The sequence below is a fragment of the Sporosarcina sp. P26b genome (genome assembly GCF_002743245.1).
GTDB classification, from domain to species: Bacteria; Bacillota; Bacilli; order Bacillales_A; family Planococcaceae; genus Sporosarcina; species Sporosarcina ureae_C.
In genome coordinates, this window is sequence record NZ_PDYW01000007.1 from 1 (window position 1) to 19,738 (window position 19,738).

Sequence of the window (19,738 nt, forward strand, 5' to 3'; positions counted from 1 at the left end):
CGTCGTTTATTTAGCGTGCTTACAAAGATCTTACCCTTTTAATCAAGCTAGTAAACCATGGATAGTGCATGGGATGCGGGTTATAAATTTACTATCAATTCTTAAGTTGACAGCTATGGGCTCAAGCCACGCCCTCCGGAAAGCGTTCCCATCTGGAGTACCAATCCCGAACCGTTACAAAGTTTATTAACTAAATTAGCACCATTACCTAAAAACCGTTTCATGCAATCGTGCATGAAACGGTTTTCTATTTCATAAGCTACAATGCGGAGAAAAAGGAGGGCTAATGATGAAAGAAGAACTATACGAAAACTTAGCTAGAAGAACAGACGGCGACATTTATATAGGTGTGGTAGGCCCTGTTCGAGTAGGGAAATCCACTTTTGTCAAACGAGTCATGGAGGAAGTCGTAATTCCTAACATGACGGATGCCAATGATCGAATACGAGCACAAGACGAACTTCCCCAAAGTTCACCAGGTCCCGTAATTATGACTGCAGAACCTAAATTCGTACCTGCCCAAGGAACAAGCGTTTCAATCGGGGATGGCGAACTAGAATTCCAAATTCGCCTAGCAGACTGTGTAGGTTACGTCATTGATGGCGTGAAAGGATATGAAGACGAGGACGGACCGAAATATGTCCATACACCTTGGCATAACGAACCCATCCCGTTCCAAGAAGCAGCACGGATCGGAACGGACAAGGTCATTCGTGATCATTCAACAATTGGTATCTTGCTGACAACAGACGGTACGGTGAATAATATTTCACGGGCTGCTGCTGAAGTGGCGGAGAAAGAAATTGTTGCAAAACTACAAGAGATCGGTAAACCATTTGTCATTGTGTTGAACTCTAAAATGCCTGCTCATGAAAAAGCATTGGAACTAAAACATCAATTGCATGAAAAGTATGGAGTTCCAGTCATTGCAATCAGTGCGGATCAGCTCAATGCAGCAGAGATCCAGTTAATTCTTAAAGAGGCGTTGTATGAATTCCCGATTACGGATATCGAACTACAACGCCCGGATTGGATGGAAGAGCTAGGAGATAGTCATAAACTGAATTCACGTATCGATCAGTTGATCACAGACGGGTTCCTCGGCGTCTCGAAGATTCGTAAAGTCCAGGAGATTGCAGAGTTATTGCAAGAAGAGGAGTTTATTAGGCAAGCAGAAGTAATAGAAGTGGATGCGGGTAAAGGCCGAGCGATCGTGAAGATTGATATGGATGAGCAAGCCTTCGTTAATGTCTGTGAAGAATTTATGGGGACAGAAATGCGTTCTAAGAAAGATTGGCTCGTATTTATTCAAGAAGCCGTGAAAGCGAAAAAATCTTATGATATGTATGCTGAAGCGATCGATACAGCGAAAAAGTCGGGGTATGGTGTTGCGTTGCCATCGATCGAAGATTTCCAGCCGACTGCTCCTGAATTAATTAAACAAGATACGTTTTATGGTGTAAAGATGAAAGCAAAAGCACCGTCGCTTCATATTATTCGAATCGATATGGAAGCAGAATTTGCTCCATTGATCGGTTCTGAATTCCACAGTCATCACTTGTTAAAAGAATTGAAAAATGCCTTTTTACATGATCGAGAAGCGCTGTGGGAAACGCAGTTATTCGGTACACCACTTCATGAAGTTATGAAAGAAAGTATCCGATATAAGACTGCGGCGGTTCCAGATCGAGCGAGAAAAAGATTGCGTGAAACAATTGAACAAATGGTTAATGATGGAAATAAAGGTATGATTACTTTTATTGTTTAAGCTAAAATAGCTGAAAAAAAGCATAAATAGTATAGTGTGAAGTGAAGAAAGATCCGTCAAAAACGGGTCTTTTTTCTATGCTTTTCCATGAAAATCGCTTGAAATGCCGAGAATAAAGGAAAAGCGCGATAATATTGTTGCACCTCAGTTTTTCTTATGTTACTCTTTTTACAGTGTTAACAGCAATAGCATCCCCTTTGAGAGGAGGTGAACGGTGTGAATAAAACAGAATTAATTAACTCTGTAGCAGAAGCGGCAGGTCTAACAAAAAAAGACGCAACTAAAGCTGTTGAAGCTGTATTCGATACAATTCAATCAACTCTTGCTAACGGTGATAAAGTTCAATTGATTGGTTTCGGAAACTTTGAAGTGCGCGAACGTGCTGCACGTAAAGGACGTAACCCACAATCAGGTGAAGAAATCGAAATCGCTGCAAGTAAAGTTCCAGCTTTCAAAGCAGGTAAAGCACTAAAAGACGCAGTAAAATAATTCGAGATTTTACATAGGAGTCCGTCCAGCAAATCTGTCAATCAGATGGCTATGGATGGACTCCTTTCCATTTTTTTAATGGAATACATAAGGAAGTACAAGTCACTATACGGAATGATTGGAATGTGCTAGTATTTTGGTGAAATAGGTTTTGTTCCTACAAGGAGGACATGCTGTTATGAAAGAGCAAGATGTAAATAAATTAGAGCAGGCAGTTACGATGATCTTGGAAGCGATCGGTGAAGATCCGGCTCGTGAAGGATTAGTTGAAACGCCGAAACGTGTAGCGAAAATGTACCAAGAAGTTTTTGAAGGTCTAAATAAAGATCCAAGAGATTATTTTGATACGGTATTTCATGAAAATCATGATGAAGTCGTATTAGTGAAAGATATACCATTTTATTCTATGTGCGAGCATCACTTAGTGCCATTTTTCGGTGTAGCCCATGTAGCATATATTCCACGTAATGGAGTGGTCGCTGGCTTAAGTAAATTAGCTAGAGCGGTTGAAACGGCAGCACGTCGTCCGCAATTGCAAGAACGCATTACATCGAGCGTGGCAGATGCTATGATGGAAAAACTGAATCCGCATGGTGTCTATATCATTATTGAAGCGGAACATATGTGCATGACAATGAGAGGAATCAAGAAGCCTGGAGCGAAAACTATCACGACAGTCGCTAGAGGAATCTATGAACACGATGACGTCAAACGGGCTGAAATTTTATCTCTTATTAGAACAAACTAAGGTCTTTGCCGAGCACTTGCTGTATATGCTATCATTAGAATTATATATAGACTGGAGATGCGAACATGACACAACCGGATTATCTAATTATTAAAGCGAAAAAAGATGGAGTGAATGTCATTGGACTCACTAGAGGCAATGACACAAAGTTTCACCATACCGAAAAATTAGATAGAGGAGAAGTCATGATCGCGCAGTTTACCGAGCATACATCCGCTATAAAGATTCGGGGAGAAGCTGAAATTCATACAGCTCATGGCGTAGTTTCAAGCGAAGAAAAAGAATGACCGTATAGTTTACGGGAATGGAGCTTACTGATGGAGACAAAAGGATTCACTGACCAAGTCGACAATTATATATATGATTTGCGACGCGCTATTTACCAGCCAGTGGTCGAACGAGATGCAGGGCGTGCATCGATTGACAGGCGAAAAGCAGCGTTGCTCCTATTGCCTTTGCTCAACGGAGAGCAGTGGACGGACGAGATGCAGACCGCAGCTTTGGCGATTGGTGCCATCCATACGGCATTTGACGTTCATGACCAAATTGATATCGCAGATGCATCATCCAAAGAACAGCAATTGATGGTTCTCGCCGGTGATCACTTCAGTGGTATCCATTACAAGCTATTGGCATCGATTCCGAATTTCCATCTCATTCGTTCCTTGTCTGCAGCAATCGGTAGAGTCAATGAATGCAAGACGACATTGTTACAAACTCCGCCAACAACACTCGAAGAGCGATTACAGTTGATTACTGAAGTGGAAAGCGCGTGTATTGTAGAATTCTTCGACACATTTGGCTTTACGCGGTACACACACATCATCGAGACGCTTGTTCCATTCCTATGGTTGCTTGACAGTAAACAGCATGATTTAAATCGGATGAAATTTCCGCATTTAGTGCCAAATACGAGTGACACGCAAGACTGGATCGATCAATTGCAGCAACAGCTGAAGGATAGATTAGAAAACAGTTTTTATTTACATACTGAATTAGTGGAAGAGTTGCAAAAAATGACGAACGAACAAGAAAGTAAACTGAAGTGAAGAAAGAAGGGACGAACTGTGGCGGTCTCAAAAGAAGAAAAAGTTCATAACGTCTTTGAAAAAATTTCGACAGACTATGATAAAATGAATTCCGTGATCAGTTTCAATCAACATATTAAGTGGCGAAATGATATCATGGTGCGCATGAATGTACAGCCTGGAGCGAAAGCACTTGACGTTTGTTGTGGTACAGCAGACTGGACCGTGGCATTAGCCGAGGCGGCTGGACCTACTGGCGAAATTGTTGGATTGGACTTCAGTGCGAACATGCTGGATTCCGGCAGAGATAAAGTAGCACCTTATCCGAATCTAACATTGATTCAAGGTAATGCCATGTCTCTTCCTTTCCCGGATCATTCATTCGATTATGTGACTATAGGTTTTGGTCTACGAAACGTTCCGGATTACTTAACTGTATTAAAAGAAATGCGACGTGTTTTAAAACCGGGTGGTATGGCAGTATGTTTGGAAACATCTCAACCCAAAATACCTGTCTATCGTCAAGGTTTCCGTTTCTATTTCAAATATATTATGCCGTTATTCGGTAAACTCTTCGCGAAGAGCTATAAAGAATATTCTTGGCTACAAGAATCTGCAAATGATTTCCCAGGCATGAAAGAGTTGGCGCAACTTTTTGTCGATGCAGGATATCAAGAGGTTTCTTATAAGTCTTACAGTGGCGGTGCGGCGGCGGGCCATATCGGTTACAAATAATGAGTACACGGGAGAAGGTAATGGGTTTGGAAAAAATTAAGTTGATGTCGCTTTATACGGATTTCCGCAAAGACATGTCCTATATTGAAAAAGAACTTGAGCGTTCCGTGCAATCTTCTTCTCCCATTGTTCGTCAAGCTTCTTTGCATTTATTGAAAGCGGGTGGAAAGAGGATTCGGCCGATTTTTGTGATTTTGGCTGCACAATCTGGAAACTATTCGATGGAAAATGCTGCAAAGGTCGCTGTATCACTAGAATTAATTCACATGGCGTCTCTTGTCCATGATGACGTAATCGATGATTCTGATATGCGGCGCGGATTAGAAACTGTTAAAGCGAAGTGGAACAACAGGGTAGCGATGTATGCAGGCGATTTCATCTTTTCACGTGCGCTGACATCCATAGGCAATATTGAAAAAGCTTCTGTCCATCAAATTTTGGCAGAGACAATGCTTGAGATATGCAAAGGGGAAATCATTCAAATTGATTTCCAGCAACAAACCGATCAAGGATTACGTGATTATTTAAAGCGTATTAAGCGTAAGACGGCTTTATTGCTTTCTTCAAGCTGTGAACTTGGCGCATTAAGTTCGGATGCAGATGCAGAAACTGTTCGGAAATTGAAGCGTTATGGCTATTTCACAGGGATGGCATTTCAAATTATTGATGATATCCTGGACATTACTTCAACAGATGCGGAGCTTGGAAAACCAGCCGGAAGCGATTTATTGAATGGTCATATTACTTTGCCGGTTTTATACATAAAAGATGATGAACAATTCAAACCCTTTATGGAACGTGCGTTTACCGGTGAGATGGAAGAGTCAGATAGACAAGCGATGCTTCGTTATATTCGACAAAGTGGTGCGATCGACAAAGCACAGCATGTGAGTGATTTGTATTTGATCAAAGCGTTGAAGGAATTGGAAAGTCTACCGAATAGCAAATCGAAGAAAGCATTGATTCAAATCGCTGATTTCATCGGACAACGAAAATATTGACGATGTTTGTTAATAGTTGAAAGAAAAAGGCGTCAATGTTACGATTTAAAAGGGATATTCCCTATACATGATTGAAGGAGTGTTTTAGAGATGGAAAGAACATTTTTAATGGTAAAGCCTGACGGCGTACAACGTAACCTAATTGGTGAAATCGTTGGTCGTTTCGAAAGTAAAGGATTCCAATTAGTTGGCGGGAAATTAATGAACATTTCTCAAGAACTTGCTGAACAGCATTACGGAGAGCACAAAGAACGTCCATTCTTCGGAGAGCTTGTAGAATTCATCACTTCTGGACCAGTTTTCGCAATGGTATGGGAAGGCGAGAACGTAATCTCTACTTCACGCTTAATGACGGGTGCTACAAATCCGAAAGAATCAGCTCCAGGAACGATCCGCGGAGATTTCGCTGTAACAGTAGGCAAGAATATCATTCATGGTTCAGACTCAACTGAGTCAGCAAGCCGCGAGATCAACTTGTTCTTTAAAGAAGAAGAGCTTGTGACTTATGACAAAACAGTGAACAACTGGATTAACTAATTGCCAAAAACAGCCGAGCGAATTTCGCGTGGCTGTTTTTCTTATACATACGATATACTTTTTCCGCTATAATGAGAACGTACATAGAAAGAAAAGGCAACAGGGGGTCATGAGATGTCTGATTATTCGATATTAATTCAAGGCGTAAAGAAGAAGACCGGGATCGATTTATCTTTATATAAAGAAGCTCAAATGAAGAGAAGACTCACTTCTTTGTATGAAAAAAAAGGATTCCGTAATTTTAAAGATTACTCTCAAGCTATTCAAACAGACAAAGACTTATTGGAAGAATTCCTTGACCGAATGACGATTAATGTGTCAGAATTTTACCGCAATGCCGTTCGTTGGAATGTCTTAGAGAAGAAGATTTTCCCGCAATTATTAGAGAAAAATAAGCGCTTGAAAATTTGGAGTGCCGCTTGTTCTACGGGAGAAGAGCCTTATTCACTTGCGATGGTTCTGTCCTCACATGTTCCATTGCGTGATATCTCCATCCACGCGACGGATCTTGATATGGGCGTGTTGAATCGTGCGAAAGTTGGCCTATACAATGAACGTGCATTAAAAGAAGTCCCCAAGCCAATCATTGATAAATATTTCATAAAAGAAGGCGCATCTTATCAAGTTGTAGATGATATTAAGAAAACAGTTACGTTCAAACAACAAAACTTGCTTGAAGATCGCTATGATACAAACTATGACTTGATCGTATGCCGTAATGTGATGATCTATTTCACGGAAGAGGCGAAAGACCAAATCTATTCCAACTTCTCCAAAGCATTAAAGCCAGGGGGGATTCTGTTCGTCGGAAGTACAGAACAGATCTTCAATCCTGAAAAATACAATTTTGAATCAGTAGATACATTCTTTTATAGAAAAAAATAATAATCCACGTTACGGAGGAATCGAATATGCGCTTTATAACAGCTGGAGAATCACACGGCCCAAAACTTACAGCCATCATTGAAGGATTACCTGCACAGATGGAACTAACGGCTGAAATGATCAATAAAGAATTAAAGAGAAGACAAGGTGGACACGGTAGAGGTCGTAGAATGCAAATAGAGAAGGACCTTGTGGAAATCTCTTCTGGTGTACGCCATGGTAAAACAATAGGCTCACCGGTCACGCTGACGGTTGTCAACGATGATTGGAAGCATTGGACTGGTATTATGGGCGTAGAACCACTTCCCGAAGATATGAATCCTGAAGATGTGAAGCGTCAGATCACTCGTCCACGTCCTGGGCACGCAGATCTTGTAGGTGGCATGAAATATGGTCACCGTGATTTGCGAAATGTCCTTGAACGTTCGTCGGCACGTGAGACAACGATGCGTGTAGCGATCGGAGCAGTTGCGAAGCAATTCTTGCGTCAGCTCGGTATCGAAACTGTAGCGCATGTAACAGAAATTGGTGGCGTTCAAACAAATCCTGCTGCTTATGCAGATTTATCCATAGAAGAACTTCGTGCCATCGTAGAAGAAGATGCAGTATACTGTGCGGATCAAGATGCGTCAGCCAAAATGACGGAAGCGATAGATGCGATTAAAAAACGCGGCGATACACTGGGCGGCGTAGTGGAAGTGATCATCGAAGGATGCCCTCCAGGAATCGGTAGTTATGTACAGTTTGATCGTAAAATGGACGGCAAACTTGCTGGAGCTATGATGAGCATCAACGCATTTAAAGGTGTGGAAGTAGGTCTTGGATTTGATATGGCGAAAATGCCAGGCAGTGAAGTGCATGATGAGATCGCATGGAATGCAGATCAAGGCTATTACCGTAAATCCAATCGTTTAGGTGGACTTGAAGGTGGAATGACGACAGGTATGCCAATCGTAGTTCGCGGTGTAATGAAACCAATTCCGACGCTTTATAAGCCACTCGAAAGCGTAGATATTGATACGAAAGAAGCCTTCGTTGCGACAATTGAGCGATCTGATCCTTGTGCGGTTCCTGCCGCATCCGTTGTAGCTGAGCATGTCATCGCAACTGAAATGGCAAAAGCTATCATGGAGGAATTCCGTTCGGATACAATGGACGGTCTACAGAAGGATATTGAACAATATAGACAATATGTAAAGGAGTTTTAAGATGGATAAGTTAACGGTTTCCGTCCGCGATCATCGATACGACGTCTATATAGGTTCGAAAACATATGATTTATTTTCGACTGAATATGCAGAGTTACTTAGTTCGACAGATAAAATTGGTATCATTGCCGATGCGCATGTTGCGGAGTTACATCTTCCTTTATTACAAGAAGCTCTACTACGTTCCGGTCGCGAGGTATCGGTGAAAATTGTGCCTGGCGGCGAGAAGTGTAAAATGCCAGAAGTTTACGTAGAGTGTCAGTCTTTCTTACTGACTGAAGGTTTTACACGTAATTCACTTCTCATCGCTTTCGGCGGTGGAGCGTGCGGAGATCTGACAGGATTTGTGGCAGCTACGTTTATGCGTGGAATTCGCTTCATTCAATGCCCTACAACTGTTCTTGCGCATGATAGTGCAGTCGGTGGCAAGACAGCCATCAATATGCCGGAAGGGAAGAACATGGTCGGTTCATTCCACCAGCCTTCAGCGGTATTATTTGATACGGATGTATTTAACACGTTGCCGGCTTCCGAAATGCGTTCAGGACTAGCGGAATTAGTCAAACACGCCTTTATTTCGGATGCGCATTGGACAGAGCAATTATTGGAAAAGAAGGAGTTCTCTACTCCATCCATCGAGTGGCTTGAAAAAGAATTATTACAAGGCATTCAAGTGAAAGCCGATATTGTAGGACAAGACGAGTTTGAAGGTTCTACACGTAAGTTTCTAAATTTCGGACATACATTTGGTCATGCAGTAGAAGCGGCATCAGGATTCGGCACTCTCAGTCATGGAGAATGTGTCATGATCGGTATGGGATATGCTTTCTTGCTAAGTGAAAAATATGGTGATATTCCTGAAGGGTTTACTAATCGTTATCTTCACTTTGCTAACCGTAACGGTTATACATTCGGACCAGTATTCTCTTATAGTTTCGAAGAGTTATTATCCTATATGCAAAAGGATAAAAAAGCTTCATTTGGTAAGATGAATTTTGTGCTACTGCAAAAGATTGGTGAACCGTTTGTGAAGGAAATTAGTGCCGAAGAGTGTCAGAAAGCATTTATAGAGTTCAAAGAGAAATTGGAAAGCGAGGGAATCGTATGAGTGTAAGAGGAATTAGAGGCGCCACAACTGTGGAAACTGATAACGCGCAAGAAGTGTTACAAGCGACAGAATCTCTTGTACTCGAAATGGCAGAGGTGAATCAATTTAAACCCGAAGATATTGGTTCGGTCATTGTTTCAACGACAGTGGATGTCAAAGCAGCATTCCCAGCAAAAGCAATCCGCTCGATTGAAGGCTGGACGTATGTGCCAGTTATGTGTACACATGAGATCGATGTACCAGGCTCTATGCCTATGTGTATACGCGTCATGATGAATGTAAATACATCAAAAAAACAAAATGAAATACAACATATCTATCAAAATAAGGCAGTTCAATTACGACCTGATCTACAAAAATAAATCAACGAAAGTAAAGGAGGAGCCATCCCATGAAGTGGAAACCAATTTTACGTACGATGAAACCTTATACCCCAGGCCGTTCACTAGAAGATGTAAAACATACATACGGCTTGCAAGAAGTAAATAAGCTCGCTTCAAATGAAAACCCTTATGGTTCATCACCGAAAGTCGCAGAGTATTTACGTTCAAAAGCAGCCCAATTTGAAATATACCCAGATGTATACACAGCAGGTTTACGTGGAAAGCTAGCGGAATTCCATCAAGTTGAATCGAATGAAATTCTTTTCGGAAACGGTTCAGATGAAATTGTTACTATCATTTCACGTGCCTTACTGCAACCGGGTACGAATACAGTGATGGCTTCCATAACGTTTCCTCAATATGCACATAATGCAAAAATTGAGGGAGCTGAAATTCGTGAAGTGGCCATGCTTGAAAATGGCGACCACGATCTAGAAGGCTTTTTAAAAGTTGCGGATGAAGAAACAGCAGTCATCTGGATTTGTAACCCAAACAACCCGACAGGAAATCTTTTGTCGAGTACAGCGGTGAAAAATTTCTTGGATCAAGCGCCTAAGACAGCTCTTATAGTTCTCGATGAAGCGTACTTTGAATTTGTTACGGATTCTTCACAGGAAGACGCAATGAAGTGGATTCATGACTACGATAACTTAATTATTCTTCGTACTTTCTCTAAAGCATATGGACTAGCAAGTTTCCGCATTGGGTACGGTGTGACGAACGCGGATGTAGTATCAGAACTCAATAAAGTACGAAATCCTTTCAACAACAGCTCATTGGCGCTCGCGGTAGCGGAAGTTGCGCTTGAAGATCAGGAATTTCTTCAACATTGCGTGACCCACAATGCGGAAGAACGAAAACGTTATGAGGAGTATGCAAAACAGCATTCATTAGCAATCTATCCTTCGGCTACTAATTTTGTATTAATCGCTGTACCTGGAGATGCAGATGAAGCATGCGAAGTGTTATTACAAAACGGATATATTGTCCGCAGCGGAAATCTGCTGGGCACACCAGGATTTGTTCGCGTGACAATTGGAACGCATGAGCAAAATACAGGTTTATTCAAAGCATTTGATCAATTATTAACTAACTAGTAAGGATAGATGACAATGAAAACGACTGTAAGTATTATCGGACTCGGGTTGATCGGTGGATCCCTTGGTCTAGCATTAAAGCGAAATCCAGAAGTTCATATTATAGGTTTTGACCGTTCTTACGCTACTGCTGATGAAGCATTTCGAAGAGGAATCATCGATACGGTTGCACCTTCCGCAAAATCAGCCTGTGAACAGGCTGACTTTGTTGTTTTTGCGACGCCTGTTAACACGACAGTGGCTCTTTTTGAAGAAGCAGTAGAGTGGGACTTTAAAGAACATGCTATTGTCAGTGATACAGGCAGTACGAAAAAACCTATTATGGATGCAGCTAAAGCATTGCAAAATAAAGGAATTACCTTCATTGGTGGTCATCCGATGGCGGGTTCTCATAAGAGCGGTGTATCTGCTGCGATGGAGCATCTCTTTGAGAATGCGTATTATATTCTCACCCCTAATGAAACAACAACTGAAGAACAAATCATGCATATAGAAAATTTGCTGTCTTCAACTAAAGCGAAATTGATTGTACTACAAGCAGAAGAGCATGATCGCATGACGGCAATTATTAGCCATTTTCCGCATATTGTTGCATCTTCTTTAGTCGGTCGTTTAGCTGCACAAGAAGAAGGTCAACCATTCGTAAAAAAATTGGCTGCAGGTGGTTTCAGAGATTTAACACGTATCGCTTCGGCAGATCCTGTCATGTGGCGAGATATTACCATTCAAAATAGAGAAGAATTATTGTCACAAGTGGATGGTTGGCTTCATGAGATGAACTCGATCCGCGATATGCTAGAAGAGAATAATCCAGAGCATATTTTTGATTTCTTTGCACAGGCAAAAACGTACCGCGATCAATTGCCTTCCACAAGTCAAGGTGCAACTCAAGGGGCGCTTTATATGCCATTTGATTTACACATCGACATACCCGATCATCCTGGTATCATTTCCGAAATCACTAAAATTCTAGCAGATTCTAATATTAGTTTGACTAATATACGTATCGTCGAAACACGTACAGATGTGTACGGTATTTTGGTTATTAGCTTTCAATCAGCTTCTGAACGTAAGCGAGCTCGTCAAGTGTTGACGTCAGAAACGGATTATTCCATGCACGTACTTTAAGAGGAGGAGAGCGCAATGTCAGAACAACAAACCGTTTCATTTGAAAAACCGGTCCTTCGCGGCACTTTGCAAGTACCTGGAGATAAATCTATTTCCCACCGTGCCGTGATGTTGGGGTCAATTGCAAAAGGCAAAACGACTATCAGTGGATTTTTGGATGGTGAAGATTGTCTGAGTACGATTGAAATGTTCAAACAGCTTGGTGTGAAGATTACTCGTAACGGAACAGATGTCACTGTTGAAAGTCCTGGCATCGCGAATTGGCAGACACCTGCTAAGCCATTGGATGCAGGCAACTCGGGAACGACTGCCCGTTTAATGTTAGGTATTTTATCAGGATCTTCGGTTACTTCTGAAATGTGTGGAGACCAATATTTGTCGAAGCGACCAATGAAACGCGTAACAGATCCTTTAGAACAAATGGGTGCTACTATTACGAGTGAAGGGAAGGCGGATTATTTACCTCTGACTATCACTGGAAAAACGTTGCAGGCCATCGACTATTTAATGCCTGTTGCCAGTGCGCAAGTGAAGTCTGCCATTTTACTGGCGGGTCTTCAAGCACAGGGCACGACTTCTGTTACTGAAATTGCTGTCTCTCGTGATCATACAGAGCGTATGCTAGTCCAATTTGGTGCGGAGCTTGAACAACAAGATAAAGTGATTCGTATAGAAGGTGGACAGCAACTGACAGGGACTGATGTTGTAGTGCCAGGGGATATTTCATCTGCAGCATTTTTCATGGTAGCAACAGCAGTAGTAGAAAATAGTGATGTTTCGTTTCTAAAAGTTGGATTGAACCCTACTCGGACAGGTATACTAGACGTACTGGAATCGATGGGTGTAGAGATCGAACTATCGGATGAACAAGGGTTTACAGGTGAGCGCTACGGTACTGTGCGTATCCGACATTCTAAACTGCGAGGGACGGAAATTGGTGGCGAATTGATTCCAAGACTGATCGATGAACTTCCCGTACTTGCATTGTTAGCAACACAAGCGGAAGGAAAGACCGTGATCAAAGACGCGGAAGAACTTCGTGTTAAAGAGACGGACCGTATTGAAGCAGTTGCTACAGAATTGCGGAAACTCGGAGCGAATATCGAGACCACACCGGATGGAATGATTATACAAGGACCGACACCTTTAACGGGAGCTACACTGCAATCATACGGTGACCACCGTCTTGGAATGATGGCAGCCGTTGCAGGATTGATTACGTCTAGTCCTGTTCAAATCGATAATCCATCTTGTATTGCTATTTCCTATCCACACTTTTTCGAAGATCTATCGGAGCTAGTGAATCAATAAAGTAGAATAGAAAGCTCAGGTGAAGAAATGAATGTACTGCAGGAATTGGAGCAAATTTTACTCGACGGAGATTTAGATGCTCTACAAGATAAAATACAGAAACTGCAAGCGGCGAATGAATATGATGCTCTATATGATGTCGCGAATATGTTAGTCGAATATGGATTCGTCGGACAAGCAGACGGGATATTCTCAGAACTACTAGTAGTGTTCCCGGATGAAGCGCAGCTCAAAATAGATCGGGCTGCTGCTTTGCTTGAACTGGGTGAAGAGGATGAAGCGCTATTATTGCTAACGGATATTTCACCAGACGAGGAAGAGTATGTTCAAGCATTGCTCGCGCAGGCAGATTATTATCAAATGCTTGGCCTTGCCGAAACAGCATTAGCTAAAGTACGGGAAGCTGCAGAACTGGCTCCTCACGAACCGGTAATCCAGCTAGCGCAAGCGGAGCTTCTATTGGACTCAGGAAGATACAGTGAATCGGTGAGAATTTATCAAAAGCTTCACGAGTCATCTGATGAGGTTGCGGGCGTACGTCTGTCTTCACGTCTTGCCGAAGCCTACAGCGCAGGTGCTGCGTATGAAGAAGCCATACCTTTCTATGAGGAATTACTTGAGAATGCATCAAATCCTGAAGAATTATTCGGATTGGCATTGGCTTACTACCAAACTGCACGCTATTCGGAAGCCGTAACACGTCTCGAGCAATTAATTGAAATGGATCCAGATTATTTCTCGGCCTATATGCTAGCAGGTCAAAGTTATGCCCAGCAAAATGAAGATGACAAAGCCTATGAACTGTTCCAAAAAGGTATTGAGCGTGATGAATTTGATAAAGAATTACAACTCGCTGCAGGTAAATCTGCTTTAAAACTGCAAATGCCTGAACAAGCAGAAGAGCATTTGAAAGAAGCACTCGTACTGGATCCGGAATATATCGATGCTCTCGTAACGCTTGCTGCAGTCTACGAAAATCAGGAAGAGAACGAGGCATTAATTGAATTGCTACTGTACGCAGAAGCTGATCAATTGGAGATTCCTTTACTCGATGCTTTTCTTGCATATGCCTATGAGCGTAAGGAAGATTATAAAAAAGCGAATGAAATGTATTTGAAAGCATATGATGGGATGAACGAAGATGCTGCTTTCTTAGATCAATATGCACGATTCTTGCTAGAGGAAGGCAAACGCGAAGAAGCATTGCCGATTATTCAGCAGCTAGTTAGAATTGCACCGCATGAAGAAGAATGGACAGCATATATCGCGCAATCTGAAGAGGAGGGGTAAGATGAATGCCATGGTTCCTGTAGCTGCCAAGAAAGAATTTTTAAGGTGGTTTTTAAAGCGCTATCGATTAAAGCGACGGGAATGTGTATGGATTTTAAATTATCTTCTCAGCAACGAACATTTATTGACGAATGTTCACTTCACAGATGAAGCTCATCACTGTCCGCGTGCTATGATCATTTCCACAACAGAAGTGGATAGTATTCCCTTCCGTTTCTACAAGGGGAGTTTGATGACGGCAGACGCAGAAAAATCATTTCACGACCTTAGGCTGCATCCAGATGAAGATATGTTCATCCAACTGAATTTCAAAAACAGCAATAAGTGTCCGGAGTATGCGAGTGTGGCGGAAGAGAATCCTTATTTGCCTGAAGATCTCTTGAAGAAAAAGAAGGACCAGCAAATAGCGGAAAAACTTCTCGAAGAGAGCTTCACCTTGACGACCAATGAAATGTTGCTGAAGAAAATCGACGAAGCGCTAGACAAAGGCGACCGTGAGCTATTCATCAGCTTAACGGCTATGCTGAATGAAATGAAAAAAGATAAAGACATTCACCAATGATTTCGCCCTTCGCGGTGGAATCATTGGTTTGCGTTGAGGGAACATATGCGCTAAACTTTACTAAGTAATGTAAGGAGGAATGACAATGAACTGGGTTCCGAAAGATGTAGATACCTACATAAATCAGAAAGAATATATCGATACAATCGTTGTGCCTTTGATTGCCATAGATACGCGACCTGAAACTATGAAAAACAGCGCTTCCTCTTCTGAATTCTTGATGAATCTTTCCATGTTCATCGAGAAGCAGTTCAAGGGGCGTATGATGTTCATGCCGCCTGTGTCCTATACACAGTCGACAGACTTGCAGCAAATGGCAGATACGCTGTCAGAGGACTTAAAGAAGTCTTCCTTTACGCATGTTTTCTATCTCACGACGGATCCGAAGTGGACAAGCGTCACGGTGGAGGGTAAGATTGTCTGGCTGCCGTCTATCCCACTAGAGACAATGGATAACCATCTACGTCAGACCATCATGGAAGACCAGCTACGGCAAGTTCTGACACACTTCATGGAGAGTTGGAACGTGCAGTGAGAAGCTGGTTGCGATTGGTGAATACTTTCTGAGTTTGGGGAGAATTTGTGCTTTGGAGGCGACCCTTTAATCGTTGCGATAAAAGTGGAAGGTATTTCTTGTGGTCGATTCAAGCTGAAGCAGTAATCGATTTGGAAATTGAATTTGAACTATGTTAAACTTTAATCTGTATACGTATTAAAAGTAAGTCCGAAGACAACGCTAATTAACACAAAGTAATCATTCAGAAATACCGCTACCAAGAGGATGCAAGCACTATTATGTACTTATTTAAAGAACTATGTCGGTTTGTCACCAAATCTTAATATTTGTCCACAAACTTAAGCACCTACTAAAAGCATTATTGAATTTAGTTTCATATTGATATATCATAGATATGTCCTAGTATTACAATTAGCAAAAGAATGTCCGTGGGACTGACTTTGGAGTAAGAGGAGGGAAATTACTGATGAGCAATAAAGTGTCAAGACGCACGTTCCTAAGTTATACATTAATGGGAACTGGTGGGTTCATGGCCTCTGCAATGCTGATGCCGATGATTCGTTTCGCAATTGATCCCGTTCTGGCTAGTGCCGGCGGTTCCGACATGATTCCAACACCGCAAAAAGAAGCCGATCTTTCAGAAGTACCGGTTCGTGTAGACTATACAATCAAAGATCGACAAGATGCATGGTATACTTCTGACGAATCTAACACGGCTTGGGTCTACAAAGAAGGCGACAAAGTCATAGCACTTTCTCCAGTCTGTAAACACTTAGGGTGTACTGTAAACTGGGAAGGCGACGAGCATAAAAACGAGTTTTTCTGCCCTTGTCACGCTGGACGTTACAAGAAAAATGGTGATAACATTCCAGGAACACCGCCACTTGGACCGCTTGATGAGTTTGAAGTAGAAGTCATCGACGGATTTGTCTATCTTGGTGGAGTAATACCGAACACATTAGTCTAAAGGGTAAGGGGGTACGACCGCAGTGTTAAATAAAATTTATGATTGGGTGGATGAACGGTTAGATATCACACCAATTTGGCGAGATATCGCTGACCACGAAGTACCTGAGCACGTAAACCCTGCACATCATTTTTCTGCATTCATCTATTGTTTCGGAGGTTTGACGTTTTTCGTAACGGTTATCCAAATCTTGTCTGGTATGTTCCTGACAATGTATTACACACCGGATATTGAAAACGCATGGAAATCAGTTTTCTACCTTCAAAATGATGTTGCATTCGGTGAACTTGTGCGAGGGATGCACCACTGGGGAGCTTCGTTAGTTATCGTAATGATGTTCCTACATACTTTGCGTGTATTCTTTACAGGGTCTTATAAGAAACCTCGTGAATTGAACTGGATCGTCGGAGTGTTAATCTTCGTCGTTATGCTAGGTCTTGGCTTCACAGGCTATCTATTGCCTTGGGATATGAAAGCTTTATTTGCAACAAAAGTTGGGATTGAGATTGCCGCGTCAGTACCTTTCATCGGAGAACAGATTAAAATTCTTCTCGCGGGTGATTCCACGATTTTAGGTGCACAGACGTTAACAAGATTCTTCGCGATTCATGTATTTTTCCTACCAGCTGCTTTGCTTGGGTTGCTCGCAGCACACTTTATCATGATCAGAAGACAAGGTATTTCCGGACCACTATAAGAACCAGTTTTTTGGTTAGGGTCATCTGAAATTTAAGAAGGAGGGAATAACATGCACCGCGGAAAAGGGATGAAATTTGTTGGTGATTCGCGCATCAAGGCTTCAGGCAAGATGGCGAATACACCAAAAGACTACTCAGAATATCCGGGTAAAACCGAAGCATTCTGGCCAAACTTTCTATTGAAAGAGTGGATGGTTGGAGCAGTTTTCTTAATCGGCTATCTAATCGTTACACTTGCACACCCGTCACCGCTTGAGCGTCAAGCGGACCCGACGGATACAATGTATATACCGGTTCCAGACTGGTATTTCCTTTTCATGTATCAGTTATTGAAATATGAATTTGCTTCCGGTCCTTATAACGTGATCGGCGCAATCGTAGTTCCAGGATTGGCTGTTATGGCTTTAATGCTAGTTCCTTTCATGGATACTACAAAGGAAAGACGTCCATTTAAGCGTCCGTTACCAACTGGATTCATGATTCTTTCATTCTTGGCGATCTTCTACTTGACTTGGGAATCAGTTGAAAACCACGACTGGGAAGCAGCAAAAGTTCAAGGTGCAATCGTTGATGAAGTAGAATATGATGAAACAGCAGAAGGGTATGAGATTTATCAGGGCTCTTCCTGTATTGGCTGTCACGGTGACTCTTTCCAAGGTGGATTGGGCTTGCCGTTAACTAACACAGGTATGACACCTGAAGAAATCATCGAAATCGCTCATGATGGCCGAGGTTCAATGCCTCCTGGTACATGGGAAGGTTCAGATGAAGATCTTCAAGTACTTGCTGAATTTATATCTGAGCTAGAAACGAAGTAAGAAAAAAGAGTCAGGAAACTGGCTCTTTTTTTCTATCTATTTATACGTAACCAAATTATACATAGAAGTAGTATATTCCAATGGAAGTGGTGATGTTTTTGCGAATGTTATGGGCACAAATCTGGATGATTCTTTCACATAAATCCTTCTTATGGATTCTTCTTTTCATTAATATATTAGGGTCTGTGTACGGATATGATTGGTATATGTGGCAGCTGGAAATTACCGAGCCAAAGTTTTGGATTTTCGTACCGGATAGTCCGACCGCTACATTATTCTTTTGTTTCGCTATCATCGGCTGGCTACTCAATCGAAACTTCAAACTAATGGAAGCTCTCGCACTCATTACGCTGATCAAATATGGATTATGGGCAGTGGCTATGAACTTGCTGACACTTGTCGTAACGGGTTCGATCGGCTGGGTTGGTTGGATGCTGATTGGTTCTCACTTCGCAATGGCATTGCAAGGCATTCTGTATATACCGAAATATAGATTCACTGGGTGGCATATTGCCATTGCCGCAATTTGGACACTTCATAACGATGTAATTGATTATGTGTTTGGGCAAATGCCCATTTACCGTGACTTGACGCAATTCAGTCCGCAAATCGGTTATTTCACATTTTGGTTATCGATCGCTTGTATTGTAATTGCAATATGGGATTATAGATCAAGATTGAAAGCACGGGTTTTGAAAGCGTAGCTAATAGTTGCAGTAACCAAGCAAACATTATAAAATGTAGGATAGAGAGAAAGAGAAAGGGGAGAGATCGACGTGTTCTTGATTTACTTTGCCATCATTTTATTGCTACCGATTTACGCGCAATTTAAAGTGAAAAGCACATATAAAAAGTATTCGAAGATCCGTTCTACTTCCGGAATGACCGGTGCTCAAGTAGCAAGGCTTATATTGGATCAAAATGGTTTACATGATGTGAAAGTAGTAGAAAGCCAAGGATTCTTAACTGACCATTACAATCCATTGACAAAGATTGTGGCATTGTCCACAAGTAATTATCATGAAGCATCTGTTGCTGGCACAGCAGTGGCAGCGCATGAAGTTGGTCACGCTATTCAAGACAAAGAGGCCTACTCATTCTTGCGTTTCCGTCACAGATTAGCGCCTGTTGCAAGTCTGACGTCTAATGCATCATGGGTATTTATCATGATCGGAATTATCTTCTCAAGCATGAATTCTTTGCTAGGGATCGGAATTGTGTTGATGGCAGTCGGCGTATTGTTCCAAATTGTTACATTGCCTGTAGAGTTTAATGCATCTTCACGTGCGATGGACCAGATCGTTCAACTTGGAATTATCCGCAACGACGAAGAGCCACAAGCGAAAAAGGTATTAAGCGCAGCAGCGATGACATATGTTGCCGCAACTGCAGTAGCTGTTCTAGAATTAGTACGTTTAGTACTAATCTTTACTAGCCGCGACTAATAAACAGAAAAATCC

At 41.9% G+C, this 19,738-nt stretch carries 23 protein-coding genes; all 23 read left to right on the plus strand.

What is annotated here, in order from left to right:
* Window positions 1-289: 289 nt before the first annotated feature.
* The 23 genes from spoIVA to CSV69_RS08735 all read left to right on the plus strand — a co-directional run bounded on the left by spoIVA (window position 290) and on the right by CSV69_RS08735 (window position 19,723).
* Window positions 290-1,768, plus strand: a complete 1,479-nt coding sequence (gene spoIVA, locus CSV69_RS08625; RefSeq protein ID WP_085428800.1) for a stage IV sporulation protein A — start codon at window positions 290-292, stop codon at window positions 1,766-1,768.
* Between the two features lie 216 nt (window positions 1,769-1,984).
* Complete coding sequence (locus CSV69_RS08630) at window positions 1,985-2,257, plus strand: HU family DNA-binding protein (RefSeq protein ID WP_037561579.1); 273 nt, start codon at window positions 1,985-1,987, stop codon at window positions 2,255-2,257.
* Window positions 2,258-2,435: 178 nt separating this feature from the next.
* Window positions 2,436-3,005 (plus strand): GTP cyclohydrolase I FolE, encoded by a 570-nt coding sequence (folE, locus tag CSV69_RS08635; protein ID WP_085428801.1) that lies wholly within the window; start codon window positions 2,436-2,438, stop codon window positions 3,003-3,005.
* Between the two features lie 65 nt (window positions 3,006-3,070).
* Window positions 3,071-3,292, plus strand: a complete 222-nt coding sequence (gene mtrB, locus CSV69_RS08640) for a trp RNA-binding attenuation protein MtrB (RefSeq protein WP_085428802.1) — start codon at window positions 3,071-3,073, stop codon at window positions 3,290-3,292.
* Between the two features lie 30 nt (window positions 3,293-3,322).
* A complete protein-coding gene (locus tag CSV69_RS08645) occupies window positions 3,323-4,054 on the plus strand; it encodes a heptaprenyl diphosphate synthase component 1 (protein ID WP_085428803.1) in 732 nt (243 codons plus the stop codon).
* 18 nt (window positions 4,055-4,072) lie between these two features.
* Entirely contained in the window at window positions 4,073-4,768 is a 696-nt protein-coding gene (locus CSV69_RS08650; protein ID WP_085428804.1) for a demethylmenaquinone methyltransferase, read from the plus strand.
* 26 nt (window positions 4,769-4,794) lie between these two features.
* Window positions 4,795-5,769 (plus strand): polyprenyl synthetase family protein, encoded by a 975-nt coding sequence (locus tag CSV69_RS08655; RefSeq protein WP_085429114.1) that lies wholly within the window; start codon window positions 4,795-4,797, stop codon window positions 5,767-5,769.
* Window positions 5,770-5,859: 90 nt separating this feature from the next.
* Entirely contained in the window at window positions 5,860-6,306 is a 447-nt protein-coding gene (gene ndk / locus CSV69_RS08660) for a nucleoside-diphosphate kinase (RefSeq protein WP_085428805.1), read from the plus strand.
* Between the two features lie 114 nt (window positions 6,307-6,420).
* Window positions 6,421-7,191 (plus strand): CheR family methyltransferase, encoded by a 771-nt coding sequence (locus tag CSV69_RS08665; protein WP_099693192.1) that lies wholly within the window; start codon window positions 6,421-6,423, stop codon window positions 7,189-7,191.
* A 26-nt stretch (window positions 7,192-7,217) separates the two neighbouring features.
* The gene (gene aroC / locus CSV69_RS08670; RefSeq protein ID WP_085428807.1) at window positions 7,218-8,399 is read left to right on the plus strand and encodes a chorismate synthase; all 1,182 of its coding nucleotides are present in this window, start codon (window positions 7,218-7,220) and stop codon (window positions 8,397-8,399) included.
* Between the two features lies 1 nt (window position 8,400).
* On the plus strand, window positions 8,401-9,507 hold the full coding sequence (gene aroB / locus CSV69_RS08675) for a 3-dehydroquinate synthase (RefSeq protein WP_099693193.1): 1,107 nt from the start codon (window positions 8,401-8,403) through the stop codon (window positions 9,505-9,507).
* Window positions 9,504-9,869: a chorismate mutase gene (gene aroH / locus CSV69_RS08680; RefSeq protein WP_099693194.1), complete on the plus strand. Its 366-nt coding sequence runs from the start codon at window positions 9,504-9,506 to the stop codon at window positions 9,867-9,869. The genes aroB and aroH overlap by 4 nt, the downstream gene beginning before the upstream one ends.
* Before the next feature lie 29 nt (window positions 9,870-9,898).
* Window positions 9,899-10,987: a histidinol-phosphate transaminase gene (hisC, locus tag CSV69_RS08685; RefSeq protein ID WP_099693195.1), complete on the plus strand. Its 1,089-nt coding sequence runs from the start codon at window positions 9,899-9,901 to the stop codon at window positions 10,985-10,987.
* A 15-nt stretch (window positions 10,988-11,002) separates the two neighbouring features.
* On the plus strand, window positions 11,003-12,115 hold the full coding sequence (locus CSV69_RS08690) for a prephenate dehydrogenase (protein ID WP_099693196.1): 1,113 nt from the start codon (window positions 11,003-11,005) through the stop codon (window positions 12,113-12,115).
* A gap of 15 nt (window positions 12,116-12,130) precedes the next feature.
* Window positions 12,131-13,426 (plus strand): 3-phosphoshikimate 1-carboxyvinyltransferase, encoded by a 1,296-nt coding sequence (gene aroA, locus CSV69_RS08695; RefSeq protein WP_099693197.1) that lies wholly within the window; start codon window positions 12,131-12,133, stop codon window positions 13,424-13,426.
* Between the two features lie 27 nt (window positions 13,427-13,453).
* Window positions 13,454-14,716, plus strand: coding sequence for a tetratricopeptide repeat protein (locus tag CSV69_RS08700; RefSeq protein WP_099693198.1), 1,263 nt, complete (start codon window positions 13,454-13,456; stop codon window positions 14,714-14,716).
* 1 nt (window position 14,717) lies between these two features.
* The gene (locus CSV69_RS08705; RefSeq protein ID WP_085428814.1) at window positions 14,718-15,278 is read left to right on the plus strand and encodes a ReoY family proteolytic degradation factor; all 561 of its coding nucleotides are present in this window, start codon (window positions 14,718-14,720) and stop codon (window positions 15,276-15,278) included.
* Window positions 15,279-15,357: 79 nt separating this feature from the next.
* Window positions 15,358-15,813, plus strand: a complete 456-nt coding sequence (locus tag CSV69_RS08710; protein ID WP_099624579.1) for a DUF2487 family protein — start codon at window positions 15,358-15,360, stop codon at window positions 15,811-15,813.
* 445 nt (window positions 15,814-16,258) lie between these two features.
* On the plus strand, window positions 16,259-16,762 hold the full coding sequence (locus tag CSV69_RS08715; protein WP_085428816.1) for a QcrA and Rieske domain-containing protein: 504 nt from the start codon (window positions 16,259-16,261) through the stop codon (window positions 16,760-16,762).
* A gap of 22 nt (window positions 16,763-16,784) precedes the next feature.
* A complete protein-coding gene (gene qcrB / locus CSV69_RS08720) occupies window positions 16,785-17,459 on the plus strand; it encodes a menaquinol-cytochrome c reductase cytochrome b subunit (protein ID WP_081244540.1) in 675 nt (224 codons plus the stop codon).
* Window positions 17,460-17,510: 51 nt separating this feature from the next.
* Complete coding sequence (locus CSV69_RS08725; protein ID WP_099693199.1) at window positions 17,511-18,278, plus strand: menaquinol-cytochrome c reductase cytochrome b/c subunit; 768 nt, start codon at window positions 17,511-17,513, stop codon at window positions 18,276-18,278.
* Window positions 18,279-18,358: 80 nt separating this feature from the next.
* Complete coding sequence (gene lhaT / locus CSV69_RS08730; protein WP_233192356.1) at window positions 18,359-18,982, plus strand: lipoprotein heptaprenylglyceryl N-acetyltransferase LhaT; 624 nt, start codon at window positions 18,359-18,361, stop codon at window positions 18,980-18,982.
* A gap of 66 nt (window positions 18,983-19,048) precedes the next feature.
* Window positions 19,049-19,723: a zinc metallopeptidase gene (locus CSV69_RS08735; RefSeq protein ID WP_099693200.1), complete on the plus strand. Its 675-nt coding sequence runs from the start codon at window positions 19,049-19,051 to the stop codon at window positions 19,721-19,723.
* Window positions 19,724-19,738: the final 15 nt, after the last annotated feature.